Origin of the sequence: Pedobacter sp. (assembly GCF_037719805.1) — a bacterium.
Lineage (GTDB): Bacteria > Bacteroidota > Bacteroidia > Sphingobacteriales > Sphingobacteriaceae > Pedobacter.
In genome coordinates this window covers 285562-309545 of record NZ_JBBJLZ010000002.1, presented here as the reverse complement: position 1 = coordinate 309545, position 23984 = coordinate 285562, and the positions used below count along the sequence as shown (strand labels likewise).

Genomic DNA, 23984 nt, shown 5'->3' with positions numbered 1-23984 from the left:
TTATGAAACGCTTTTCTCTTCTTCTTTGCTTCCTTTTGCTCAATGTTTGTGCATCTTATCCTCAGGATATAAAAACTTTATTGTTAAAGAACGTTAGCCAATTGCCGATGCCGGCGAATGGCGAGCAGCCTTTGGCTACCTTTTTTACCGTGAACGAAGTTCCGCAAATCATTGCTGTTGGTAAGCTGGAAGCAAGGGATGATATACGTGCCACCGTTATAATGGCATCGATTTTAGGGAAAGGCCGGTTACTATTATTCGGTTCTCCTGCCTACTTTGAAAGCACGCAACTTAAGAACAGCAGCGTGATGCAGCTGTTCAAAAATGCCTTGCACTTGTCTGGATCTAAGCCTCGTATAGCTATTTTCGGAAAGTCGAACACTGCTCTAAAAGGGTTTGTTCACAACCAGGGCGGTGAAACATATGACATCAACTCAATCAAGCTGGAGCGAAATACAGATATTTTGATACTTAGCCAGGACGTTGAAAATCAGGTAGAGTTAGATCACATGGAAACGTTCGTCAAGGAGGGTGGCACCTTGTGGTTTGCCTCGCCTTACGGCGCCTTGAACAATAGATGGTCAGTTGCCAATCCTAGAGGTGGTGAACTAAAAATCAACTCGCTGCTGGTAAAAGCTGGTGCCTATGCCTATAACATGGTAATTAAACGTGGCCCTAAGAATGCGATGTTAACCACTGATAGCATTCCTCCCTACTTGCACATCAACACCGTGCTCCCGCACATTTCCAGTGGGTGGGACCAGTACCAACGAAACGTAGATTACTACATCATAAACCCAATGCTCAAACTGGTGTTTAAATACAATGCAAAAGGCTCAACGGTGTTGCAGAGCATTAAAAAATATTATTCTCTACCAGATTCAATACGCATCCCTACATCAGCAAACCCAATGATTCTTCCAAGCGAAAGGCATAAAGTGGAGTACAAGTTGCTTACAATGTTTTATGAAAAGGCTATGGATTTTAATAATCATCCGGAAGCAAAAGCTGGTGGCCATGAGTTATTTCCGGGGCCGGTAGCTGCTACCGCAGTAAGAGTAAAAGAAACGGCATCAATTCCTGTTAAAGTTGGAACGCAAGGGCTTATTGATCCGCCTTCCGTTTATCATCGTGCTCATTCGACTGGATACTATGTTCCAGCAGGAGAAAAGGTTAAGCTTACTATCAGCAAAGAATTATGGAAACGCGGACTTATAGCTCAGGTCGGTGTGCATAGCGATGACGTTACGAATCTGAATAAGATGACAAGAACGCCCACAAATCTTGTCAGTAAATTTCCGTTGGACAAAGAGACGACTGAAGTATATTCTCCATATGGGGGGTTGTTGTTGCTGAGTATCCCTGATAATTTAAGGTCAGACACGGTAAAACTGGTAGTTGATGGAGCAGTGAAAGCGCCCTATTTCAAGTTGGGGGAGACTAGCGAATCAGAATGGAATGCTTCAATAAGAGCATATCCAGGCCCCTGGGCAGAGCTCGCAACCGATAATATTGTGTTAACTGTGCCTTCCTATCGGTTAAGAACGCTAAATAACCCTGAAAAACTAATGCAGTTTTGGGATAAGGTCATGGACGCAGATGCAGAGTTGGCAGTAATCTCAAAAAAGCGGGTACATCAGGAAAGGATTATCGTAGACAACGATGTTGCATATGGTTATATGTTTACTACCTGGGACCGGATTGTGGTGCCAGATGACCAGAGCTGTGAATGGATGCTCAATGAAGAATTTATAAGTAAGAATGGTTCCTGGGGTACCTTTCATGAGCTCGGCCATCGGCATCAGTTCGCCTACTTAGACTTCCCGGGTACAGGTGAGGTTACTGTCAACCTTTTCACCATGTATGTCTATGATAAAGTATTAGGCAGAGGACTATACAATCATAATAATCTGAAAGAGAAGGAAGAGATGATAAAGCGGATCAAGGCTTACCTTGCTAACAATCCAAGCTACGAAAAATGGTCTGCGGATCCCTTTCTAGCATTAAGTATGTACGTTCAGATCATAGATAAGTTTGGCTGGGAAGCAATATTAAATGTGCACCGCATATATAGGAAAATGCCAACAGCACGTTATCCTAAAACAGATCAGGATAAAAGAGACTTATGGTTTGTGAATATTTGCAAGTCAACTAATCGGAATTTGTCGGATTTCTTTGATACCTGGAAAGTTCCAGTATCTGCAAAAGCAAAAAAGCAAGTGGGGGCCTTAGAAACTTGGTTTCCGCAAGAGCTGAAGTAAAAGAGCGATTAATATGTACTTTAATTACAAAGACTCTTCGATCGCTTCACCGAGGCGCTGCAGATCCTCCGCTTCCAAATGGACTTTGGAGTTTTCAAGCATCACCCATTGTCCGGTCTCGTCACGCTTTAACCGCATGTCGCTTTCTTGCAAATCAACGGGTTGCTCTCCACCTTCAAAGAAATCCACAAGGTTTAGTATGCAGGCATAAGTATCTTCAGGTAACTTTTGTATAGTGACATAGGTAAGCACGCCACTCATTTTAAACTGTGTCTTTACTGTTTCCATATTGATCGTTTAAACTTTGAACAATCGCGAGAGTTTCTTTGTTTATTCCGATTTGTTATCCCGTATTCTGCGCAGGCCAGCTGCGTATGTACAACATAACTAGGTTAATGAACCCAATAATCAATAACCATAACTTCGGCCAGCATAGGATCCACCATTGCGCTGAAGGCTTTATGTTTGGGATGCGAGCCGTAAACTTCAAGATCATGCGCATTTTTCACACTTACGACAAAGCATTGACTGAATTTCTTTTTGCCTGGCTTGATGTCATCCCCACCTTCAAAGGCTTTGATTTGGGGGATCTCCTTTTGTAATGCGTAGAATGCCTGCCTTACTTTCTGCTGTTGCTCGAAAGTGATTTCTGGCTTATAACTAAATGCAACGACATGCTGTAGTTTTCTTTCTTTGGGACCAGTACCCTTTAGGGTTATTGAAATAAGGGTAATGAACACTACGGTGAGGAGAGACAGGCTAGTTTTCATCATATCGTTTTTTATTCATCAAATGACAAGTTAGCGTTTCCATAACCTAATGTCAAGCGCCGTACTTCGCTGAACTTTGCTTTTTAGCAGACTAGATAACTAGTAGTGCGATATCAAAACTATAGCCGGTTCCTATATGTTATTTATCAGATTCCAGAATTGGAATAGATTGCCAGTACGAATTAAGGAAATTATGCGGAAAAAGGAAATAAAGAAGAGGATAGTTACTATGCATGACGGAGCTAAGCATTCGCTGCGAGGCTTTATGAAGAAAGGCGATCAGGAAAAGCTCCATCAGTTTCGCGTTGGTATCAAGAAACTGCGGGCCGTTGCAGCGCTGATTGAAGAAACTGCCGATGCCGATGATCTGCGCCGGGACTTAAAGCCTTTTAAAGGAACTTATCAGCTAAGTGGAAAAGTACGTGACAGTTATTTGCATATCGGATTAGCGAAAAAAGTCTCTGCACCTGCAGATTACCTTTCTAAACAAAAAGCAACGCTTAAAAAAGCATCTCGTCAACTTCGCAAAGGTCGTCCACATCATTTAAAAATGCTGCGGAGTTCAAAGAAGAAGATGCTTAAGCATGTTCAAGGTGCTAAGAACAAACATATTAACTTATTTTATACAACCGAATTGCAGGCCATCGCCGACTGCGTTACTCAAAGTGAAGGTGTGGAAGAACTTCACGATTGTCGGAAACGCCTTAAAGTATTGATATATAATTTGCCGTTGGTAGGGGCTGCCGTTCAGCTACCTGTTAATGAAGAATACCTTCAGCAGTTACAAGCAGCGATTGGGGACTGGCATGATAACGTGTTGGCGGCTGAACAGTTTCCAGAATTAGGTAAGAGCTCCCAGGCGTTATTTGAGGAAGTTAAGCAGTTGTCAGCAAACTTTTATGAAAGGGCAATTACGAAAACAAAAGCATTAAAGGTTTAAATATGGGACTCGAGATTGAACGTAAATTTTTGGTAAAGAAAGACCTTTGGCAGGCTTTAGATAAACCTGAAGGAAAACATTACCGTCAGGGGTACTTGCTTAATGCTAAGGACAGGGTAGTTCGTGTTAGGATAGCGGGCGACGAGGGTTACATCACTATAAAAGGGGAACCACAAGGCATCAGCAGGCTTGAATTTGAATATCCGATTCCGAAGACCGACGTAGAAGAGATGCTTGATCATTTTAAGCCTGAGGGTACAGAAAAGATCCGGTACCGGATTTCAGCTGGTGAGGGCCTAACCTGGGAAGTGGATGAGTTTCTTGGTGCCAACGAGGGACTGATTGTAGCGGAAATTGAACTATCGCATGAGGACGAAACCTTTGCGCGGCCGGAATGGATAGCGCTCGAGGTTACAACGGACGGTCGCTATTCCAATTCCAATCTTTCAATTCATGGTTTTTCTTCTTGGTTGCTCGACGAGCAAACCAAAGTTTAATTGCTAGCCGGTAATCCCGGCTTAGCACCGTTTTTAAGCTCCTTAAGTTCATCTTTCTCCAGATTATCTGCCAGATCAGTAGCATTAGAGAATCTGCTTTGGCTGAACGGACTATCAGATGGTAAGGAGCCTTCCATATCTTTTGTATTGCTTCCGGGAACATCAGTCATTTTATCAGGTAGCCCAATACGCTGTGCGTTTTCTATTTCTCCAGGGTTGGCGTTTGTGTATCCTATGTCGCTTGTTGCCGCTTCCGGCTTAAGGTCATCCGGTTTTGCTTCCAGATATTTGTTTGCCATTTCTTGCCATTGTTGCTCTTCAGCCAGCAACGTATCCTCAACTAATATAGTTTCTGTATGGGGAGCGGCCTGTTCGGGTAGCTCATCAAGTAGCTCAATTAATGCCTTAGCAACAGGTCCAGCCGAAAGTGGGTTTTGACCAGTGATCAGTAATCCGTCTTTTTCGACGTGCGAAAGAAAGGGGATAAGCGCGGTCTTTACTTCGGCGCCTAGTTCCTCTAGTCTGGTTTGCAGCAAATAAGGTACATTCCCACTTCTTCCAACCAGACTTTCCTCCGTATTGCTGAAGGCAGAGATTGTCTTACCTTTCAAAAAGCCGGGTCTTTGTAGATCAGCATTGATGAGCGCTGCTACTCCGTGACAGACGGCAGCTACAGGTTTGCCAGCATCCAAGAAGTTATGTATCAGGATGCCACTGTTATTGTCTACGGCGAGGTCCCAGATAGGGCCATGCCCGCCTGGATAAAATACGGCGTCGTAGTCGGCCGCATTAATCAGGCCTAACACCGTGGTTTGCGAAAAAGCGTTTTTAGCGCTCTCATCGTCCTGAAACCGGCGGTTTGATCCAGTTATGTTCTCCGTTAGCTCACTCATCGGGTCTACTGGCGGTCGGCCTCCCTTTTGGCTGCTGAGCGTTACGGTGTAGCCTGCGTCAATGAATTCATAATACGGGTCTGTAAATTCTCCAAGCCAAACGCCTGTTTTGCCGGCGGTGTTTTCCATAGTACTGTGCGAGGTCAGTACCATCAGTATCTTTTTCATAGGACGTAAGTTACTTTACGTCTTCAGGATCGATCTCCACACCTTCTTCGTCTACCTGCTGATTTTGCGCCCAGTTTGTATCCGTCGGTTGTTCGCGTTCTTGTTCTTTTTTAGTTTCACTTGTAATTTCTTGTTGTTGCGGATCTTTTTCTTCCAGGTCTTTCATAGCATTTCAATTTTAGGTTCAGATACTTAACAACCGGAAAATAATTTGGTTCATGAAAAATGAATGGAGATCACTCGACTTGGAAGGTCGTTCGGTTAGATTTAAATAAAGAAACCCCTTACTTATTACGGTAAGGGGTTCTAACCTGAACTAAAACAACCAAATATGTTTTTTATAGATCGCCAAACCTATAAACGAATATAGCTTGTAGTTTTAACAATAACGACAAAAAAGTATTCCTTATAGTTGTATTTAATAAATCGACTCCTTAAGTGGCAACATTATACAAAATCAGGCTTTAAGAGAAGGCCGTTCAATTCAGAATTTCTACCAAATTAGATGCTAGGTTTGCGGATTAAGTCGTCACATGCTCAAACTAATATTTAAAGGCCGATATAGCATTCTGTTTTCCTTTATACTTGTTTTTATTATCGTTTCTTTTCTAGTCAGGGCTGGATTATTGCTGATATCTTTGCCGAAAGCCAACTTTGATCTTCCCGGAATACTAAGAATTTTCTTTCTTGGATTAGACTATGATCTGGGAGTTGCATTGTTGCTTACTTCAGTATACAACCTATACTTGTTACTGTTGCCCCAAAGATGGGCGAATTCGTTATGGAATAGGTTAGTTACTTATACCGGTTTATTCCTAGTGTTGCTAATTTCTTTCTTCTCCTTTTTTGCGGAACTTACCTTTTGGCAGGAGTTTGAAAGCAGGTTCAATTTTATCGCGGTCGACTATCTGATTTACACCTACGAGGTCATTCATAATATTGATGAATCTTATCCGCTGCCTCTGCTCATTGCAGGAGTTTTAACGCTCGTGGTATTCGTGATGTGGCTATTTTGGAGACAAAGGGTACTTCAAAAGTCATTTATATCATCCATCTCCTTTAAAACACGTCTGATTATTTCTACTTTATTACTGATTGTAACCATATCTTATCCGGTGCTACTAAGTAACACGTATGCAGAATTAGGGAAAAATCGTTACGAAGATGAACTTTCGAAAGCAGGGATCTATTCTTTTTTTTCAGCGTTCAAAAATAACGAGTTGAATTACAATGATTTTTATTCCTTATTGCCCAAAGACGAAGCCTACAGGCTGATCAGAAAAGAATTGCAGCATCCGAACAGTACTTTTGCTCAAAAGGGCGCTTCTATCTTGAGAAAGATCAAAAGCAATGATAAATCCTATACTCCAAATGTAATTATGATAACGGTGGAAAGCCTAAGCGCAGATTTTATGGCGCATTTTGGCAGTGCTGAGCATTTGACACCCGTACTGGATTCTCTGGCAGATCAAGGTTTGCTTTTTACCAATATGTATGCTACTGGCACGAGGACTGTAAGAGGCATGGAGGCTTTAAGCCTTTCGATACCCCCGACTCCCGGCAGCAGCATTGTTAGGCGCCAGGATAACCAAAACCTGATGACAGTGGGTCATATCTTTGAGCAGGCCGGCTATACCAGGACTTTCTTCTACGGAGGCGACGGATATTTCGACAATATGAATGAATACTTTGGAAGTAATGGGTTTAACATAACTGACCGTGGACGTAACCTGAAAATCGGTGATACCTACAAGACCAAAAGAACGATCATATCGGACAAAGAAGTCCATTTTAAAAACGCATGGGGAATTAGTGATGGCGACTTGTATGAAGCGGTGGTGAGTGGTGCCGATAGAGATTACAAGGCTGGCAAGCGTTTTTATAATTTTGTGATGACAACTTCTAATCACAGGCCTTTTACTTTTCCTAATGGCAAAATTGAAAGGAAGCCTGGTAACCGAGAGGCTGCTGTTAGGTACACTGATTATGCCATAGGAAATTTTCTCGGAGAAATCCAGATGAAGCCCTGGTATAAAAACACCGTAATTATCATTGTTGCAGATCATTGTGCAGGGAGTGCGGGTAAAAATGAGATTGAGATCAGCAAATATCATATACCCTGCATGATCTTCAACCTTCCGAAAAAAGGAAAGAAAGTGATTGGTAGCATGTGTTCCCAGATCGATCTTTATCCTACACTTTTTAGTTTGCTGGGATGGACCTATGAAAGTAATTTATACGGCCAAAATGTATTAGACTCTACTTTTAAGCCAAGAGCAGTTCTAGGTACTTATCAAAAACTGGCATATCTAAAAAACGATAGTCTAGTTATTTTGGGTCCACAACAAAGCGTAGAGACGTTAATTTACAATAAGGCCGATGGTACGGAAACCGCACATCCGTTATCCAAAGGTGTAATTGATCAGGCAAAAGCTAATTATCAAACCGCATACGATCTTTACAAGAATGGGGGACTTCACCAATAAACCATGGTCATAATCCATATCTTTATCCTTATGAGAAGATTTGGCTTGTGAAAGTATTGATCATCGAAGACGAGCCAGAACTGGCAAAGAGCATGGTAGATTACCTTTCCGGACAGCAATATGTTTGCGAACTGGCTAGCGACTACAATCAGGCCCAAGCTAAGATTGGCGCCTATCAATATGATTGCATCTTGCTTGATCTGATGCTTCCGGGTGGTAGTGGGATACAAATACTAGATGCGCTGAAGTTAGAAAATAAACAAGATGGGGTGATCATCATCTCCGCCAAGAATTCGTTAGATGACCGCATTAACGGACTAAAGCTTGGGGCGGACGACTATTTATCTAAGCCTTTCCATCTTTCGGAACTTGCGGCACGAATATTTTCAGTGATCCGAAGAAGAAACTTTGCCAATTCCAATATAATCGTGCAGGGAGTTTTAAAAATCGATTTATTGGCTAAGACGGTTGCGGTAGGCCCCGCTGTGATTGCGCTGACGAAAAAGGAGTTTGAACTGCTGATATTCTTTGTTGGTAATAAGAATAAGGTTATTTCTAAAAGTGCGCTAGCGGAGCACTTGTCTGGTGACCTTGCGGATATGCTCGACAACCACGATTTTATTTATGCGCATATAAAGAATTTGAAGAAGAAATTAAGCGAAGCCGGGTCAGGTCACTACTTGAAAACCTTATACGGAAACGGATATAAATGGGAAGTATGAATAAACTTCTTAATAAGTCACTAAAACGGTTTACCGTCTACGCAGGAATTGTATTGGCCTGCAGTATCCCAGTTTATTATTTTGCTATTAGTCAGTTATGGGAGTATGAGTTAGCTGAGCATCATATTACACTGACCGCTGAAGCTGGCCGGGAGGACACCTTTTTGATTATAGGCGCAATCACATTATTGACGGTATTCTTTTTCACACTGATACTAGGCGGGTTTGTCTGGCTTAATCGCAGGATATCTAGACAGCTTTGGCAACCCTTTTATCAGACGCTTGAAAAGATCAAAGCATTCGATCTGAACAGCAACTCAACAGTTAAGTTTGAATCCGGAAACATCATTGAATTTGAAGAATTAAACTCCAGTATTGATAAGCTGCTGAAAAGTAATATTGAAACCTTCCGTCAGCAAAAGGAATTTACTGAAAACGCCTCTCATGAACTTCAAACACCATTAGCAATCGTACAGTCAAAACTTGACTTATTGCTTCAGGATGGCGACCTTAGTGCTGCACAGTCGCAAATTATTGAACAGACAAACAATGCTTTGTCCAGGGTTTCCAGAATCAACAAAAATCTGCTGTTGCTTGCTAAAATTGAAAATAAGCAATTTATGGAAAAACAGCTGATTTCTGTTGCCGAGCCTCTTGTAGATATTTTGGATCTGCTTTCAGGTCTATTCGAAGACCGAATGCTAGAAAGAAACATCAGTCCGGAATGTATAGTCGAAGGAAATAAAATTCTACTTGAAATTATGCTAAATAATCTGTTAATGAATTCCCTAAGGCATACTAATAAGGGCGTCAGGATATTCATTTCGCTTACCGGGTCTCGACTTGTAATTTCAAACCCGGGTACCTTTGCGCTGGATGGCCTAAGATTGTTCAAGAGATTCACGGCTGCCTTGGATCAAACGCCAGGCAGTGGTCTTGGGCTTGCAATAGTAAAGGAAATCTGCAATAGGTATGGTTGGAACATTGGGTACAGGTTTGTTGAAATGCACCATGAATTCTCAATTGAGTTTACTTAAGTCTTCGTTTAGGAGTTCAGTTTGGTGTAGGTGTGTCATAAGTCATGTTCTTTTTCATGTTTTCCCAATTTTAATTAGTAAACCACTTAAAAATATATTTAAGGGTTAGGAGTTCTAATCATAAAAAAAATGTAAGCTTTGTAAATAAAAACTTGACACTATGCTAGATAGCCGAAATCTACGGTCCGGAAAAGGCAAGTACCTCATGGGCTTCATACTGCTTATGTTTATCTCTGCAATGTGCGCAGCTTTCACGATGACTGATAGGGAAGACTTTGCAATCGCAAGGAGAGAAGTCTTGCTCCGTAAAATAGGACATGAGCTGCTCTTGCACTCGGGTGATAGTACATCAAGGGTTCAACCGGTAAAAAAGATCACTAAGAATGAGTACCAGATCAGTTTTGAAAACGAGTTTTCATTTCAACCGGATTCGCTGATGAGGATAACTCAGCGTTTGTTAGCCAAAGACCCGCTAGGGAGTGATTATGTTGTCAATGTTCTTGAAAATGGTAAGTCTGGTGTAACCTATGGATATGCGATGTCCAAAGACAAAAAAGACGATATCGTAGCTTGTGTAGGAAGAAAGCAACCTAGCGCACGTTATCTAATCAACATTAAATTTAAACCAGGTGGTATGGCTACAGCAAAGAATGAATATGTTCTAGGCGGGCTGTCTATTATGGCTTTTGTTGGGTTGATTTATTTTGGATCCACTAAGCCTAAGCCGCGCCGGATTTCACCTAATGTACAGGATACTGGGTTGGTCACTTTGGGCTCGATGTTATTCGATGCGAAAAACCGTAAGCTCATCATAGATGAAACGACAATAGAGCTGACTGGAACAGAAACCCGTGTACTGCAAATTTTCGCAGCTACTCCCAACGAGACCCTCGAACGGAGCCGGCTACAAAAAGAGGTATGGGAAGATGAAGGGGTTATTGTAGGCCGCAGTCTTGATATGTTCATATCGAAACTTAGGAAGAAACTGGAGCTTGATCCAAATAGCAATATTATTGTTGTACGCGGCAAGGGATACAAACTCGAAATTAATTCTTAATCTTCCTATACATCGCCGAACCTAATTTAAGGCATCGCCGTCTGTAAGCGATTCTATTGGTTCGGGCTTAAGTTTGCAAAATCAATTGTTTATGGTTACGCTTGCGGTACTGGAGTTGAAACGTTCCATAAATCAGTGCCTACAGGCAGCAAACGTTCTATTCTGGACACAGGGCAATTGCGAAGACATAAATAGGGGCTTCCTGTTTGATAGAGCGATTTAAATCTTCCGTAAGATGTATGTTCTATTTCTTCTAAGTGTAAAGATTACTTTCTTTTAGGCGTAAAGATAAGACCAGTGATAGCGATTCCTGACAATACTAATGCAACTGCTGAAAAGATGTATCCAAATGTTGTCCGATCCGCTACAAAGAACTTATACGCAAAGACTGCTATTAAGACACTCAATAAAGCATATATTGCAACTGCCTTGAGTTGATTACCATTTTGAGTAGCCATTAGGGCCAGGCGGGCTGCCATTACTTTGTCTTGTTTTCTTTGATAATCTCCATTTTTATATTGGTAACTGCATGAAGAGCAAATGAGCGTTAGATCGCTATCTTCACTGATCTCCGCTGTAAGTATGCCTTGTGATAAATCTCCTGTCAGCGCACTAAACTCAATATTACTTTCGTCTATTATGTATTCATTGGAAGCACATTTTGGGCATAGGTGTTCAGTAGTCATGGTATTTGGTTATCAAATGTTTATTAAAGTCAACGTAAATATAACTTATCTAAACAAATAATGAGCACTGTAGGTATAATTAGTATTCTTAAAACAATTAGCCTGTCTTCGCCTAGGCGCTCGATCGACTAGGGTATTAAGATGCCAAAAGCGTCCTTTAAAGGATTATGGGCAGTATTTTATTAATTGTTGAACTTTTTTTTCGCCTAATAATGATAACAACCCGCGGCTCTCTTTCTATCGTAAAAACGAACATGCTTCGATCACATCTCTCCCCAAGAAACTGCGCTAATTTTAGTTGATATGAGCTTAGAAAGACAGTGTTTTTGCTGGCTCTTTCTTACGTGAAATGTATGTCTTCTTTGTGTGCGGAGCGGTAGTAGGGACGTAGGTAGGACAAAGCTTACACATAGCCAAGACATAGCTCTAGTAATCTCATATAAACTCATACCGCATGTCTTTAGAATCGATAACGTTGGTGAAGATAATATTAATTTTCAAGGCTTTTCAATTTATCGCCACTGCATCGTTTACTGCAATAAAGAACCGCATCCCAGTTTTTCTCCCATTTCTTTCTCCAGGTAAACGGGCGTTGGCAGACCCGGCATATTTTTGTCGGAAGGTGTTGTTTCTTTACATCTTTCATTAGTTAGTCATGCTGCATTGAAGGTACTGGATGGAGAAGATCAATCATTAGGAGCTTATTGGCTTAAATGCCGTGTTTATGAAGAAACTGTTCCAACGCTTTATTGGTTTCCTCAGGGAACTCCGCCAGGCTTTGATGTCCGCCTTTTACCACAACCATGTCACTACCTTTAATTCGTTGGTACTGGTGCAGTCCGGCTATAGGGTCGATGAGGCGGTCGTCTTCGGCTGCAATGATTAGGCAAGGGATGTCAATGTTTTTTAGCACATTTCCAGCATCGAATGCAAAAGTAGATAACAGCGTCTCGGCAGTGGTTTTTGCTTTTGTATTTACTGCCAAAGTGGTCATAGATCTTAAAGTAGCTACACTTTGTTTCCCGGTGAACAGCACGAGCCGGTAAAACAGGGCGCTCAGGCCCGAACTGTAGGCTGCGTAAGCAAGAGTGGTAAACACCTCGCTATTTCTGGCAATGTTTTGCAAAATCGGAGTGATTAGTGTCGATTGCAGTAACCATGGCAACGGGCCAATCGGCATGGTCTTAAGTGGATTGGTATAACTGCAGCTTTGAAGGATAATGGCTGACGGGGCGGGCGTAAGTTTAAGTTTGCAATATTCCTGAATCATCATTCCACCTAGACTGTGCCCATATAGCACAGGTTGATGAATGCTCAATTGGGTTAAAACAGCACTAAGGTCGATGGCCAGAGCTTTGACGGAAAGGTCGGCCGAATCCGCAGAACGGCCATGCCCAGGTAAATCAATCAAGATCAGTCGATAGTCGTTACTGAAATGTTGCTGCTGGTACTGCCATTGGTCGCTGCTGGAATTGATGCCATGGATAAAAACTAGTGGGGTGGCGTCAATAGGTCCTTCAATTTTAACAAACAGTACATTCCCTGTAGGGCTCTCAATATGAGATTCGTGGCTTTGCTGATTATTTTCGGGACGTATCTTTTTTTCATTACGGCTAGACAGTAACCAGGATAGCGGATATCTGCCAAACATAAGTATTAGCGCTGCGGCTCCATAGCCACATGTTTTTAGGTTCAGTTTCATATATCGATAGCGATAGGTACATGATGAATCATACTTGGCTATAATAACCAAGCGGAATTATAAGAGTTTTTATTAATAATTTTAATATCGACTTAACATAGCAGGCCGTATCTTTGCTGATGAGTACCTTCCCCATTCAGAAACATAACACGCCTGTAGTCAAGCTAAATCAGCCGGACGACAACCACAAGTTTCAGCCATTGCCCAAGGCTTCAGGTGAATATCCCTATCATTTGTCTGCTGACAGTCTGTCAACGAATAGCCAAGAGCTTGTTTTTCATATGGTGGGTGACACCGGCGGAAGACTTAACCCTGACTTTCAGAAAAAGGTCGCTACAGAAATGACCCGTCACTTCGGCGGCGTTTCACAACAGGAGGGCAGCCCGCAGTTCCTTTACCACTTGGGAGATGTGGTTTATCACTTTGGTGAAGCTGCACATTACGATGAGCAATTTTTTTTACCTTATAGCAAGTATCCTGCGCCAATATTTGCCATTGCGGGGAACCACGACAGTGATGTGAACCCCGACAGCGAGGTTCCTTACCAAAGCCTGGATGCATTCCAGGCTGTTTTCTGTAATGCCGTTTCAGCCGATATCAGCTTTAGTAGTGAGCGAAGCTGGAAAAGCAGAACTCAGCCTAACATTTATTGGACGTTGGAGACGCCTTTGGCAAATATCATCGGCTTACATACCAATGTTCCCAAATATGGAATCGTCACTTCAGAACAGCGAGACTGGTTTGTTGAAGAATTGAAAGCGGCCGATAAACAGCGACCAGACAAGGCGATTATCGTTTGCCTGCATCATGCACCCTATTCTGCAGACTTTAACCACAGTTCAAGTTTGCCGATGATTAATTTTCTGGAGGATGCATTCCGTCAAAGCGGAGTGCGACCAGATATCATCTTCAGCGGACATGTGCACAATTACCAGCGTTTTCAAAAGAGTTACCCTGACGGTAAGCTGTTACCTTTTATCGTTGCGGGAGCGGGTGGGTTCGATGAATTGCACGCGCTTGCCCGAATCGACCAGGATGCCTATAGCGCCGACCACCCGCTGCTTAAAGATGTTGTACTGATGAACTACTGCGACAACCAGCATGGCTTTCTGAAAATCAAGCTGAATCGTCTGCCTACGGGTGTAAGCCTGACCGGTGAATACTATACGATTCTCCATCAGATAGATCCGGAGGAACATGCCACACTTGCCGACCAGTTTACATATACATTTAAGGGTGAATAGCGACAATCTTGCTTTACTAAACATCTTCCTCCTGCTATGAAGTATATGATTTGCCTATTCGCGTTGTTCTTGGTCTCTTGTGCAAACAACAGCCAGTCCATTAAGGTTAAGGGCTCCGACACGGAAGTCAACCTTGCCGTTACCCTGGCCGAAAACTTTTATAAGATCAATAATGATTACAGCTTGTCGATATCCGGTGGCGGGTCGGGTCTAGGCATTGCTTCCCTGCTAAACGGCCAGACGGATGCGGCCAACTCTTCCAGACCGATTAATGAGGAAGAGGAAAAGCTTTTCAAAATTAAAAATATTAGACTGCGCACGGTCGTTTTTGCTGAGGATGCAACAGCCTTTATCGTACAGAAAAGCTTTCCACTCGACTCGATTGATGTCATAACATTAAGGAACATATTAAGCGGACAATACCGAAACTGGAAGCAGTTAACGGGCCAGGACATGCCAATAAACATTTACGGCCGCCAAAGTAACTCCGGCACCCATTCCTTTATTCGTAAGAAGCTCAAAATTGATTTTAGCCGCGAGGCTAAGGAAATGAACGGAAATGCGCAGATCATGCAAGGCATCAAAACCGATAAATCTGGCATTGGTTACGTGGGGGTCGGCTACATCCTTCATAACGGCGTTAGCCAGCCCATAAAGGTTCTGAAGATCAGTGGCCGTAAAGGTGAAGTGGCCATTTCCCCGCTTGATAAGAACGCCATTCTGGCCAAGCGATACTACTTTCAGCGACCGCTGTACCAGTTCATTCCCGAATCATCATGGAAGAAAGTCTCTGCCTTTATTGCCTACGAAAAAAGCGATGCAGGAAAAAGGATTATTGAGTCTTCCGGTTATTACATCTTACCTATAGGCAAACAACTATGAATCCAACGCGAAAAGAAAAGATTGACCGTACGGCCCGGTTGCTGTTCAAAATTAGCGGCTTGCTCGTCATCGCTATCCTGGGCGGTATATTCCTGATGCTGGTCTGGAATACTTTTGCATTTTTTCTTAAAGTAAAGCCGCTAGATTTTATCACCGGTACGCAGTGGAATCCTTCAGGAAGCCATGCCAGCTTCGGCATATTGCCTTTGTTGGTCAGCACCATACTTGTTACGCTAGGTGCAATGGTTATTGCCATTCCCTTGGGAATCTTCACTGCGGCTTATATCTCAGAGTATGCAGGCAAACGCCTGAAGAACATACTCAAGCCGCTGGTTGAGATGCTAGCCGCCATACCCTCTGTGGCTATCGGCTTTTTAGGGATCGTTGTATTGGGGCCCTTCCTGGCGCAGCTGACCATGCAGTCTAACGGCTTAAATGCCCTTAATGGAGCAATATTGCTGTCTATTATGGCATTGCCCACTATCATTACTGTAACGGAAGATGCTTTGAATGGCGTGCCAAAAACCTACAAAGAAGCCAGCTACGGTATCGGCGCCACTAAATGGCAAACGTTGATCAGGATAACCATACCTGCCGCCGCTCCTGGCATTATTGCCGCCGTCATGTTGGGCGTGGGCCGGGCTATAGGTGAAACCATGACCGTGCTGATGGCTACCGGAAATGTATCCGCTTTTCCAAAAGGCTTTTTTCATTCCGTTCGTACTATCACCGCTACCATTGCCATTGAAATGGGCGAAGTACCGTATCAAACCACGCATTATTACGCACTGTTCGCTATTGCTACCGTATTGTTCATGATGACATTGCTAGTGAACTTATTGGGTGAGTATTTTGTGAACCGGTATAAGAAATATCAGGCTATATGAAGAAACTATCGTCGATTATCGAATGGGGAACACTGCTGCTCAGCACAGGCATCGTATGTTTCTTCCTGGCTGTTATTTTATGGGATGTGTTCAGCAAAGGTGCAAGTTCAGTTTCCTGGGAATTTGTAAGCGCACAGCCGCATAATAGTATGACCAGTGGCGGAGTTTTGCCTGCTATTTTAGGGACGGTTTTATTAACCGTGATCACTGCCCTTGTAGCAGCGCCTTTTGGCATCAGCTGTGCCGTCTATCTCAATGAGTATGCGCCGGATAGCTGGCTTAAAAGATTGATCCGGGCGTCTATTCGTAACCTTGCGGGCGTGCCATCCATCATTTACGGGTTATTTGGTCTCGCTCTTTTTGTACAGGGTTTGCGAATGGGAACTTCGCTTTTATCAGCCGGACTTACCCTGGGTCTGCTGTCTTTGCCCTATATCATTACGACGACCGAGGAAGCGCTGCGCCGCGTACCACGCAGGATGCGTGAAGGTGCCTTAGCTTTGGGTGCCACGCAGTTCGAATCGATCAAAGATGTGGTGCTGCCCTCCGCATTGCCAGGCATACTGACTGGCCTCGTCTTGACGCTTTCACGGGCAGCAGGTGAAACCGCGCCGATACTTTTCACCGGCGTGGCTTTTTATATCAATAAACCTGCAGGCTATCTCAATCAGGAATTTATGGCACTGCCATATCATCTATACATGCTGGCTACCCAGCACCAGGATATCGAAAAAGTAAGGCCTTTGGCCTATGCTACGGCGTTGATCCTGGTCTTGGTGGTATTTCTCTTAAATCTATCAGCGTTCTACATCCGCTATAAACATAGTAAAAATGAATGAGGAACAAAAGCTTTCTGCTCATAACGTCAATCTTTGGTTCGGTGAAAAGCAGGTATTAAAAAATATAAACGTTGTTTTCCCGAAAAACCAGGTCACTGCATTGATCGGGCCGTCGGGTTGCGGCAAGAGCACGCTGCTACGCTGTTTTAACCGGATGCATGAGCTGTCACCCGATGCAAGGATCGAAGGGAAGTTTGTACTGGATGATGAAGAGCTATACGGAAAAGCTGTCTCCGCTACACAAGTACGCCGACGTATTGGAATGGTCTTTCAGCAGCCCAATCCTTTTCCTAAAAGTATTTATGACAATATCGATTACGGGTTGAAGATCAACAATATTCCCCGGGCTGACCGTGAAGAGATTATTGAGAATGCGCTTAAAGAGAGCTTTTTGTGGGACGAAGTGAAGGATGATCTACAAAAGCCGGCCACTCGTTTATCCGGCGGGCAGCAGCAGCGCTTGTGCATTGCGCGTACGGTAGCGCTCCGGCCAGAAGTGATCTTAATGGATGAACCCTGCTCGGCGCTCGACCCATTGAGTACCTCCAAAGTCGAGGAACTTATCGTCACGTTAAAGAAGGATTACACGATCGTTATCGTCACGCACAACATGCAGCAGGCACAGCGTGTTGCCGACAAAACGATTTTTATGTACCTCGGTGAGGTGGTTGAAGAAGGAGAAACCAGCAACATCTTTGGTAATCCGCAGAACCAATTAACGCAAAATTATGTCAATGGTCGGTTCGGGTAGCCTGTACCTGATTCATAGCTGGGTGAGATGTAGGTAATTTATTGTTTCTCAGTTAGGTGCGATTTATCACAGTTACTCCTCAAATGCGAGAAATACTGCACAAACCGTTGCACAACCGCATGCTTTTGGAAACCGTAGGCAATCTTTCAGAGTATATTAACCGAAAGAAACCAAACCAAATACCAAGACTACATGCAACGGATAATTTACTTAGACATTGACCTGGGCTATAAAGCTACAGAGGTTAAAAATCAATATCAATTAATTAATAAACAGATGGAGATTTCCAGACAAGGATATCATATTGTCTGTGTTTTAGATCTAGACAATCAAACTGTAATACAAAAGTGCGACTCATTCTCGGCACATGCTGACTTTGTCAAAAAATGCTATCCCAATTATTTGCCGGAACTAGTTTTGTCATAAATCAGTGGCTAGGGGAGAGCAAGTTCATAATTGCTGAATAAATTGCCACAGAATCCTAACTCTTAAAGGCGACAATTCTATCAATTGTCGCCTTTTTTATCATACAAGTTTTGCTATTACCAAAACTTCACATAAAGTGCTGTGATGATCAATAGTGTAAGTACAATTAATACCAGCGTAGAATTACTGACTTTAAACATTCCTTTGTCTAACTCAAAAGCTTTAGGATTGACTTTAGGGCCGGCTAGACTCATCAAGATCATGATTAACATAGTAAAACCGAAGGATAGTCCCATGCAAATGTGAAATGGAATCTCGTATCCGCCAGCACCATTGGTGTAAGCAGTGTAAAGCCATGTGTCATTTCCTAATAATTTCGGTGCCAGCTCATTGAAGAATACCGAGAATAAGAAGCCGGAAATTACCCCTGCAATAGCAGCGCTTCCAGTTGTCCGTTTCCAGAACATACCAAGGATAAACATCGCAAACACACCGGGGCTGATAAACCCTGTATACTTTTGGATAAAGGTGAATCCTCCTGCTCCGCCAATTCCCAATAAGTCATTCCAGGTAAATAGTACAGCAAGAATCATCCCTACAAATACGGTAGCTCTCCCTACAAACACCAAATCTCTTTGATCTGTACCTTTTTTGAAATACTTAGCATAGACATCCAGCGTAAAAATGGTTGAAATGCTATTTACCTTACCCGCAAGCGAGGCAACAATTGCTGCTGTTAATGCTGCAACTGAAAGGCCCTTTAAGCCCACTGGGTGAAAGGTCAACACAGCAGAATAAGCACCATCTTTACCACCAATCAGTTGAGGAAGGTGACCGTTTTTGTACAACACAAATGCAGCTATACCTGGAAGCATGACGATCAATGGCATCAATAATTTCAAGAATCCGGCAAATAGAATACCTGTTCTGGCAGTCTGTAAATCAGCACCTAAGGCGCGCTGGGTAATATACTGGTTACATCCCCAATAGTTTAAATTGATGATCCAGATACCGGCAACGTAAGAGGCTAGACCAGGAAAGGTTAAATACTTGCTGATCTCATTCTGGCTTGAAGTAGCCGTGGGTTTAGGAATGATCATCTTGAAGTGTTCAGGAGCTTGCTCCATTAACACGTTGAATCCTGCAATGGCATTACTTCCAACTCCAAATTTTTCACCTACAACAGTTAAAGCAATATAAGTGGTGACCAGTCCGCCGAATATCAACACAGCTACCTGTATTACGTCTGTGTAGGCCACTACTTTCATTCCGCCTAAAGAAATTAAAAGCGCGAATACTGCCAAGCCGATCATAATTATATGCAGATACCCCCCGCCAGTTAAGCCATTAATCGCAACAGCTCCTAAATACAATATGGAGGTCAGGTTCACGAATACATACAAGAACAACCAGAATATCGCCATAATTAGCGCTACAGATTCGTTATACCTTGTCTTCAAAAACTGAGGCATTGTATAGATCTTATTTTTAAGATATACGGGTATAAACCAGACGGCCACAATAATTAATGCGATTGCTGCAATCCACTCATATGCTGCCACTGCTATTCCCAGAAAGAAGCCTTCGCCACTCATTCCAATAAATTGCTCTGCAGAGATATTAGATGCGATTAACGACGCTCCAATGGCCCACCAGGTCAGTGTTCCCTCTGCAAGGAAAAAAGCCTTTGCATCATGTTCCCCTTTTTCCCGTTTTCGGTAGATGTAATATCCGTAGCCAGAAACTACTAGAAAATAGATAAGAAAGACTACGTAGTCCGTAGTCACTAAGCTGTTGTTCATGTTATATTTGGTTCTTTAGTTACTATTTATAGTACATCTCATTCCAGTGAAGCTCATTTCTAAACTGGTTTAAGGTAGTCTCTGGTCCGATGTTAATGTACTCCAAACCCGCGATATTCGCAAAATCCTGAAGGTGAGCAGTGGTTAAGTTCTGACTATATGCGGTATGGTGAGCACCACCTGCATAAATCCATGCAGCGCATCCTGTCTTCATGTCTGGTAAGGTTTTCCATAATACTCTTGCAACGGGTAGATTTGGTAATTCTTCCTCAGCTTCAACGGCCTCTACTTCATTCACAAGAAGACGGAAACGGTTACCCATGTCTATTAACGATGCGTTTAGCGCAGCACCACCTGCCACATTAAATACCAGTCTGGCGGGATCTGACTTTCCTCCGATACCAAGAGGATGAACCTCTAAAGTTGGCTTATCTTTAGCTAAAGATGAATCAACTTCCAACATATGAGATCCCGAGACCATTGGGTTTTCCGGATTGAAGTGATAGGTGTAATCTTCCATGAAGGCATTTCCTCCTGGCAATCCCGCACCCATTACTTTGCATGCTCTAACCAGTGCTGTTGTTTTCCAATCTCCTTCGCCGGCAAAACCATATCCTGCTTCCATCAGCCTCTGAGCTGCGATACCAGGAAGTTGAACCATGCCATGCAAATCTTCGAAGGTATCAGTAAAGCCTTTAAAGTTTCCGTCTTCTAAAAACTTCTTAAGACCTAGTTCAATCTTGGCTGCTTCGTAAACTGATGACCGTTTCGATCCTCCCTTAAGAAGCTCGGACGACATAGTGTAGCTCTCTTCATAAACTTTCAAAAGATTATTGATTGCTTCTTCCGGGATAATCTCTATTACCTGGACTAAGTCGCCAATGCCATATGTATTTACAGAAAAGCCGAACTTTAGCTCTGCTTCAACCTTGTCGCCATCTGTCACGGCTACATAGCGCATATTATCGCCAAATCTAACGAATTTTGCACCCTGCCAATCATACCAGCCTGCAGCAGCTCTAGTCCAGGTATTTATCTGTTCTAAAACCTCCTCGTCCTGCCAATGACCAACAACAACTTTGCGATCTTTTCTCATACGAGAAACCATAAAGCCAAATTCACGGTCGCCATGTGCACTCTGATTCAGATTCATAAAGTCCATATCAATTGTATTCCATGGAATGTCTCTATTGTATTGAGTATGCAAATGAAGTAAAGGTTTTTGTAAGATGTTTAGACCCCTGATCCACATTTTCGCAGGAGAAAAGGTGTGCATCCAGGTAATTACCCCAATACAATTGGGGGCAATATTTGATTGCTGTAAAGTTTCAAAGATCTCCTCTGAGCTTTTAACGATTGGTTTATAAACTACATTTACTGGTATTTGCTGTGCATCACTAATTGATTTCGCAACCTCTTGAGCATGCTCTGCCACTTTTTTTAACGTTTCTTCGCCGTAGAGATCCTGACTCCCGGTAATGAACCAAACTTCTAATTCTTTTAAATCTATCATTTTATAAGCTTTAAATTTTATCAATAATTATTGTCCGTAATAGCTATCCGGTCCATGTTTGCGTTCAAAATGCTTTTTTATTAAAGCAGCTTTCAGTTTTGGTGATTGAGGGTTGATTTGTCTGGTGAGGATTGCCATTTGTGCAACTGCCTCCAGCACTGCGCTATTGTAAACGGCCTTATGAGCTGTTTTGCCCCATGTAAATGGTGCATGATTACCTACCAAAATCATTTCTACTTCCTGATGGCTTAAGCCCAATTGATCAAAGTGGTTAATGATCTGGAAACCGGTCTCGTACTCGTAATTACCGGCAATCATTTCATCAGCCATTGGCGGAGCACAAGGAATATCGACAGTTAAATGGTCTGCATGTGTAGTTCCAAATATTGGAATATCAGTTTGCGCCTGAGCCCATGCCGTAGCGTAGGTAGAATGGGTGTGGACTATGCCTGAGATGCTGTCCCAATGCTTGTAAAGAACGGCATGTGTTTTTGTATCAGAGGATGGTCTCAGGTCTCCTTCGATCGTATTTCCATCGAAGTCGACGATAACCATACTATCCGGACTTAGATCTTCATAGGGTACACCGCTAGGCTTGATCGCAAATACGCCTTGATCTCTGTCTGCCGAACTTACATTCCCGAAAGTGAACAGTACTAGCCCTAATTTTGGAAGCTGCATGTTGGCCTCGTAGGCCTCTTCTCTAATCCTGTGATAATTACCCATGTTGAACGTTTGCCTCTAAATAACTTCCCATCGATTTATACTGAGCAAATCTTTTTGTAAAATATTCCCTGTTTGCGGCATTGGGAAGATATTCGGTATCAAAACCGCTTCCCATGGCCGACATTGCATCTTCTATTGTCGGATAAATCTCTGCAACCACAGCAGCAAACATTGCGGCTCCTAAGGCACAGGTATGGTTAAATTTGTGGATCCTGATAGGCATGTCTAAAACGTCAGACATCATTTGCATCACAAATGGAGATTTCTTAGCTACTCCTCCAATACCGATGATACCTTTAACCGGAATACCTTCAGAGATGAAACGGTCAACTATGTTTTTTGCTCCAAAACAGGTGGCTTCGACAAGTGCCTTAAACATTTTTGGTGCATCGCTACCAAGATCCAATTGATAAATAGCTCCCTTTAAACCTTGATTGGCATCCGGAGTTCTTCTGCCATTCAACCAATCGATTGCCATTTCATCGTCTTCTGTATTAAGCAACAATGCTGCCCGTTCACTTAATAATGGTATAATCTTGTCCAGCATTTCTTCCTCCAGTGCTGCTAGTTTAGAAGGATCAATAAAAGCAGAGTCTGCTAGAAGATTCTTGATTGGCCAGGCCAAAATACTTTTAAACCATGCGTATACATCGCCAAAGGCAGACTGACCAGCTTCCAGACCAGCCATTCCGGGGATTACAGAACCATTCACCTGTCCGCAAATGCCTTTAATCAACTTGCCTTCAATATCAACAGTTGGAGCAACGAGGATATCACAAGTAGAAGTACCCATAACTTTACTAAGGTGATAGGGTTCAATTTGTCCGCCAACAGCGCCCATATGTGCATCAAATGCACCTACTCCCACTACAACAGACTCCTCTAGACCTAATCTTTCTGCCCATTCCCGACTGAGATGACCGGCGGATTGATCAGAGGTATAGGTATCTTCAAACAGCCGTTCTCTAAATCCGTCCAAAAGAGGATCCAGTGATGCAAAAAAGTCATTAGGAGGCAAGCCATCGAATTCCTCGGCCCATAAAGCTTTATGCCCGGCAGCGCAGCGACTACGTTTCATTTCTTTGGCGTCTGTTCCACCGGTCAGAAGAAATGGAATCCAGTCACAGTGTTCCACCCAAGAATAGCAGGCAGATTTCACTTGAGAATCAACCTTTAATGTGCGAAGTAACTTCGCCCAAAACCACTCGGATGAATAAATACTTCCTACATACTTCAGATAGTTTGTTTCAAACTTCAAAGCATGTTCATTAATCTGAGCCGCTTCTTTGATGGCTGTATGGTCTTTCCAAAGAACAAACATTGCATGGGGATTCTCTTCAAATCCTGGAACAAGCGCAAGGGGAACGCCCTGCTCGTTAACAGCTACAGGCGTAGAACCAGTAGTATCCACAGCAATCCCTTTAATCCGCCCGACAATCTCTTTGCCGCCAGCTTTCTCAATACAATCTTTGATAGTGATTTCTAAGCCTTCGATATAGTCAAGCGGGTGTTGCCTGAATTGGTTTGCAGAGGGGTTACAATAAAGCCCTTTCTGCCACCTTGAATAATAGTGCACGGACGAAGAAACTTCTTGGCCGGTGCTGGCGTCAACGATTACAGATCTTACAGAATCAGATCCATAATCAATGCCAATTACATATTTGGTTGTACTCATCATCTATATTAAACGTCTAA

The 23984-nt window shown here is 42.9% G+C and carries 23 protein-coding genes; 12 read left to right on the top strand and 11 right to left on the bottom strand.

What is annotated here, in order from left to right:
* The first annotated feature begins 2 nt into the window (after nt 1-2).
* Nucleotides 3-2261 carry a M60 family metallopeptidase gene (locus WKF66_RS06550; RefSeq protein ID WP_489673622.1) on the top strand — a complete coding sequence of 753 codons (2259 nt, stop codon included), beginning with the start codon at nt 3-5 and terminating at the stop codon, nt 2259-2261.
* A gap of 24 nt (nt 2262-2285) precedes the next feature.
* Here the strand turns inward: WKF66_RS06550 and WKF66_RS06545 are convergent, their stop codons facing one another.
* Both WKF66_RS06545 and WKF66_RS06540 read right to left on the bottom strand, forming a co-directional pair.
* Nucleotides 2286-2549: a hypothetical protein gene (locus tag WKF66_RS06545; protein ID WP_489673621.1), complete on the bottom strand. Its 264-nt coding sequence runs from the start codon at nt 2547-2549 to the stop codon at nt 2286-2288.
* 104 nt (nt 2550-2653) lie between these two features.
* Nucleotides 2654-3034, bottom strand: coding sequence for a Dabb family protein (locus WKF66_RS06540; protein WP_489673620.1), 381 nt, complete (start codon nt 3032-3034; stop codon nt 2654-2656).
* Between the two features lie 133 nt (nt 3035-3167).
* Here WKF66_RS06540 and WKF66_RS06535 point away from each other — a divergent pair, with 133 nt between their 5' ends.
* Together WKF66_RS06535 and WKF66_RS06530 are read left to right on the top strand one after the other, a co-directional pair.
* Nucleotides 3168-3971 carry a CHAD domain-containing protein gene (locus tag WKF66_RS06535; protein WP_489673619.1) on the top strand — a complete coding sequence of 268 codons (804 nt, stop codon included), beginning with the start codon at nt 3168-3170 and terminating at the stop codon, nt 3969-3971.
* A 2-nt stretch (nt 3972-3973) separates the two neighbouring features.
* Complete coding sequence (locus WKF66_RS06530; protein WP_489673618.1) at nt 3974-4468, top strand: CYTH domain-containing protein; 495 nt, start codon at nt 3974-3976, stop codon at nt 4466-4468.
* On the opposite strand, the gene WKF66_RS06525 is transcribed toward WKF66_RS06530, so the two are convergent.
* Nucleotides 4465-5529: a type 1 glutamine amidotransferase domain-containing protein gene (locus WKF66_RS06525; protein WP_489673617.1), complete on the bottom strand. Its 1065-nt coding sequence runs from the start codon at nt 5527-5529 to the stop codon at nt 4465-4467. The genes WKF66_RS06530 and WKF66_RS06525 overlap by 4 nt on opposite strands.
* A 10-nt stretch (nt 5530-5539) precedes the next feature.
* Nucleotides 5540-5695, bottom strand: a complete 156-nt coding sequence (locus WKF66_RS06520; protein ID WP_489673616.1) for a hypothetical protein — start codon at nt 5693-5695, stop codon at nt 5540-5542.
* Between the two features lie 367 nt (nt 5696-6062).
* Here WKF66_RS06520 and WKF66_RS06515 point away from each other — a divergent pair, with 367 nt between their 5' ends.
* The 4 genes from WKF66_RS06515 (at nt 6063) to WKF66_RS06500 (ending at nt 10831) form a co-directional block, all read left to right on the top strand.
* Nucleotides 6063-8015: an LTA synthase family protein gene (locus WKF66_RS06515; RefSeq protein WP_489673615.1), complete on the top strand. Its 1953-nt coding sequence runs from the start codon at nt 6063-6065 to the stop codon at nt 8013-8015.
* 47 nt (nt 8016-8062) lie between these two features.
* Complete coding sequence (locus tag WKF66_RS06510; RefSeq protein ID WP_489673614.1) at nt 8063-8737, top strand: response regulator transcription factor; 675 nt, start codon at nt 8063-8065, stop codon at nt 8735-8737.
* Nucleotides 8734-9774, top strand: a complete 1041-nt coding sequence (locus tag WKF66_RS06505) for a sensor histidine kinase (protein WP_489673613.1) — start codon at nt 8734-8736, stop codon at nt 9772-9774. Before WKF66_RS06510 ends, WKF66_RS06505 begins: the two co-directional genes overlap by 4 nt.
* 160 nt (nt 9775-9934) lie before the next feature.
* Nucleotides 9935-10831 (top strand): winged helix-turn-helix domain-containing protein, encoded by an 897-nt coding sequence (locus WKF66_RS06500; RefSeq protein ID WP_489673612.1) that lies wholly within the window; start codon nt 9935-9937, stop codon nt 10829-10831.
* A 266-nt stretch (nt 10832-11097) separates the two neighbouring features.
* Here WKF66_RS06500 and WKF66_RS06495 read toward each other — a convergent pair whose 3' ends face one another.
* From WKF66_RS06495 to WKF66_RS06485, 3 genes are all read right to left on the bottom strand, one after another.
* Complete coding sequence (locus tag WKF66_RS06495; protein ID WP_489673611.1) at nt 11098-11517, bottom strand: hypothetical protein; 420 nt, start codon at nt 11515-11517, stop codon at nt 11098-11100.
* A 490-nt stretch (nt 11518-12007) separates the two neighbouring features.
* Nucleotides 12008-12163 carry a DUF2256 domain-containing protein gene (locus WKF66_RS06490; protein WP_489673610.1) on the bottom strand — a complete coding sequence of 52 codons (156 nt, stop codon included), beginning with the start codon at nt 12161-12163 and terminating at the stop codon, nt 12008-12010.
* 63 nt (nt 12164-12226) lie between these two features.
* Nucleotides 12227-13219: an alpha/beta fold hydrolase gene (locus tag WKF66_RS06485; RefSeq protein ID WP_489673609.1), complete on the bottom strand. Its 993-nt coding sequence runs from the start codon at nt 13217-13219 to the stop codon at nt 12227-12229.
* Nucleotides 13220-13338: 119 nt separating this feature from the next.
* Here WKF66_RS06485 and WKF66_RS06480 point away from each other — a divergent pair, with 119 nt between their 5' ends.
* The 5 genes from WKF66_RS06480 to pstB are packed head-to-tail and all read left to right on the top strand — an operon-like array spanning nt 13339 to nt 17822.
* Complete coding sequence (locus WKF66_RS06480; RefSeq protein WP_489673608.1) at nt 13339-14463, top strand: metallophosphoesterase family protein; 1125 nt, start codon at nt 13339-13341, stop codon at nt 14461-14463.
* 36 nt (nt 14464-14499) lie between these two features.
* Nucleotides 14500-15345: a substrate-binding domain-containing protein gene (locus WKF66_RS06475; protein ID WP_489673607.1), complete on the top strand. Its 846-nt coding sequence runs from the start codon at nt 14500-14502 to the stop codon at nt 15343-15345.
* On the top strand, nt 15342-16232 hold the full coding sequence (gene pstC / locus WKF66_RS06470) for a phosphate ABC transporter permease subunit PstC (RefSeq protein ID WP_489673606.1): 891 nt from the start codon (nt 15342-15344) through the stop codon (nt 16230-16232). Before WKF66_RS06475 ends, pstC begins: the two co-directional genes overlap by 4 nt.
* Nucleotides 16229-17071, top strand: coding sequence for a phosphate ABC transporter permease PstA (pstA, locus tag WKF66_RS06465; RefSeq protein ID WP_489673605.1), 843 nt, complete (start codon nt 16229-16231; stop codon nt 17069-17071). Before pstC ends, pstA begins: the two co-directional genes overlap by 4 nt.
* Nucleotides 17064-17822, top strand: a complete 759-nt coding sequence (gene pstB / locus WKF66_RS06460; RefSeq protein ID WP_489673604.1) for a phosphate ABC transporter ATP-binding protein PstB — start codon at nt 17064-17066, stop codon at nt 17820-17822. The genes pstA and pstB overlap by 8 nt, the downstream gene beginning before the upstream one ends.
* A 542-nt stretch (nt 17823-18364) precedes the next feature.
* Here the strand turns inward: pstB and WKF66_RS06455 are convergent.
* From WKF66_RS06455 to WKF66_RS06440, 4 genes are read right to left on the bottom strand one after another with little or no spacing between them, the layout of a single operon-like run.
* Nucleotides 18365-20050 (bottom strand): sodium:solute symporter family transporter, encoded by a 1686-nt coding sequence (locus WKF66_RS06455; protein WP_489673603.1) that lies wholly within the window; start codon nt 20048-20050, stop codon nt 18365-18367.
* A gap of 22 nt (nt 20051-20072) precedes the next feature.
* Entirely contained in the window at nt 20073-21563 is a 1491-nt protein-coding gene (gene araA / locus WKF66_RS06450) for an L-arabinose isomerase (protein ID WP_489673602.1), read from the bottom strand.
* Between the two features lie 27 nt (nt 21564-21590).
* Nucleotides 21591-22289, bottom strand: coding sequence for an L-ribulose-5-phosphate 4-epimerase (locus WKF66_RS06445; RefSeq protein ID WP_489673601.1), 699 nt, complete (start codon nt 22287-22289; stop codon nt 21591-21593).
* A complete protein-coding gene (locus tag WKF66_RS06440; RefSeq protein WP_489674217.1) occupies nt 22282-23964 on the bottom strand; it encodes a ribulokinase in 1683 nt (560 codons plus the stop codon). The genes WKF66_RS06445 and WKF66_RS06440 overlap by 8 nt, the downstream gene beginning before the upstream one ends.
* Between the last annotated feature and the right edge of the window lie 20 nt (nt 23965-23984).

What these genes read in the sequence shown, in the direction of transcription:
- WKF66_RS06550 (WP_489673622.1), top strand. Translation starts at nt 3, where the DNA reads ATGAAACGCTTTTCTCTTCTTCTTTGCTTCCTTTTGCTCAATGTTTGT.
- WKF66_RS06545 (WP_489673621.1), bottom strand. Translation starts at nt 2,549, where the DNA reads ATGGAAACAGTAAAGACACAGTTTAAAATGAGTGGCGTGCTTACCTAT.
- WKF66_RS06540 (WP_489673620.1), bottom strand. Translation starts at nt 3,034, where the DNA reads ATGATGAAAACTAGCCTGTCTCTCCTCACCGTAGTGTTCATTACCCTT.
- WKF66_RS06535 (WP_489673619.1), top strand. Translation starts at nt 3,168, where the DNA reads ATGTTATTTATCAGATTCCAGAATTGGAATAGATTGCCAGTACGAATT.
- WKF66_RS06530 (WP_489673618.1), top strand. Translation starts at nt 3,974, where the DNA reads ATGGGACTCGAGATTGAACGTAAATTTTTGGTAAAGAAAGACCTTTGG.
- WKF66_RS06525 (WP_489673617.1), bottom strand. Translation starts at nt 5,529, where the DNA reads ATGAAAAAGATACTGATGGTACTGACCTCGCACAGTACTATGGAAAAC.
- WKF66_RS06520 (WP_489673616.1), bottom strand. Translation starts at nt 5,695, where the DNA reads ATGAAAGACCTGGAAGAAAAAGATCCGCAACAACAAGAAATTACAAGT.
- WKF66_RS06515 (WP_489673615.1), top strand. Translation starts at nt 6,063, where the DNA reads ATGCTCAAACTAATATTTAAAGGCCGATATAGCATTCTGTTTTCCTTT.
- WKF66_RS06505 (WP_489673613.1), top strand. Translation starts at nt 8,734, where the DNA reads ATGAATAAACTTCTTAATAAGTCACTAAAACGGTTTACCGTCTACGCA.
- WKF66_RS06500 (WP_489673612.1), top strand. Translation starts at nt 9,935, where the DNA reads ATGCTAGATAGCCGAAATCTACGGTCCGGAAAAGGCAAGTACCTCATG.
- WKF66_RS06495 (WP_489673611.1), bottom strand. Translation starts at nt 11,517, where the DNA reads ATGACTACTGAACACCTATGCCCAAAATGTGCTTCCAATGAATACATA.
- WKF66_RS06490 (WP_489673610.1), bottom strand. Translation starts at nt 12,163, where the DNA reads ATGAAAGATGTAAAGAAACAACACCTTCCGACAAAAATATGCCGGGTC.
- WKF66_RS06485 (WP_489673609.1), bottom strand. Translation starts at nt 13,219, where the DNA reads ATGAAACTGAACCTAAAAACATGTGGCTATGGAGCCGCAGCGCTAATA.
- WKF66_RS06480 (WP_489673608.1), top strand. Translation starts at nt 13,339, where the DNA reads ATGAGTACCTTCCCCATTCAGAAACATAACACGCCTGTAGTCAAGCTA.
- WKF66_RS06475 (WP_489673607.1), top strand. Translation starts at nt 14,500, where the DNA reads ATGAAGTATATGATTTGCCTATTCGCGTTGTTCTTGGTCTCTTGTGCA.
- pstC (WP_489673606.1), top strand. Translation starts at nt 15,342, where the DNA reads ATGAATCCAACGCGAAAAGAAAAGATTGACCGTACGGCCCGGTTGCTG.
- pstA (WP_489673605.1), top strand. Translation starts at nt 16,229, where the DNA reads ATGAAGAAACTATCGTCGATTATCGAATGGGGAACACTGCTGCTCAGC.
- pstB (WP_489673604.1), top strand. Translation starts at nt 17,064, where the DNA reads ATGAATGAGGAACAAAAGCTTTCTGCTCATAACGTCAATCTTTGGTTC.
- WKF66_RS06455 (WP_489673603.1), bottom strand. Translation starts at nt 20,050, where the DNA reads ATGAACAACAGCTTAGTGACTACGGACTACGTAGTCTTTCTTATCTAT.
- araA (WP_489673602.1), bottom strand. Translation starts at nt 21,563, where the DNA reads ATGATAGATTTAAAAGAATTAGAAGTTTGGTTCATTACCGGGAGTCAG.
- WKF66_RS06445 (WP_489673601.1), bottom strand. Translation starts at nt 22,289, where the DNA reads ATGGGTAATTATCACAGGATTAGAGAAGAGGCCTACGAGGCCAACATG.
- WKF66_RS06440 (WP_489674217.1), bottom strand. Translation starts at nt 23,964, where the DNA reads ATGAGTACAACCAAATATGTAATTGGCATTGATTATGGATCTGATTCT.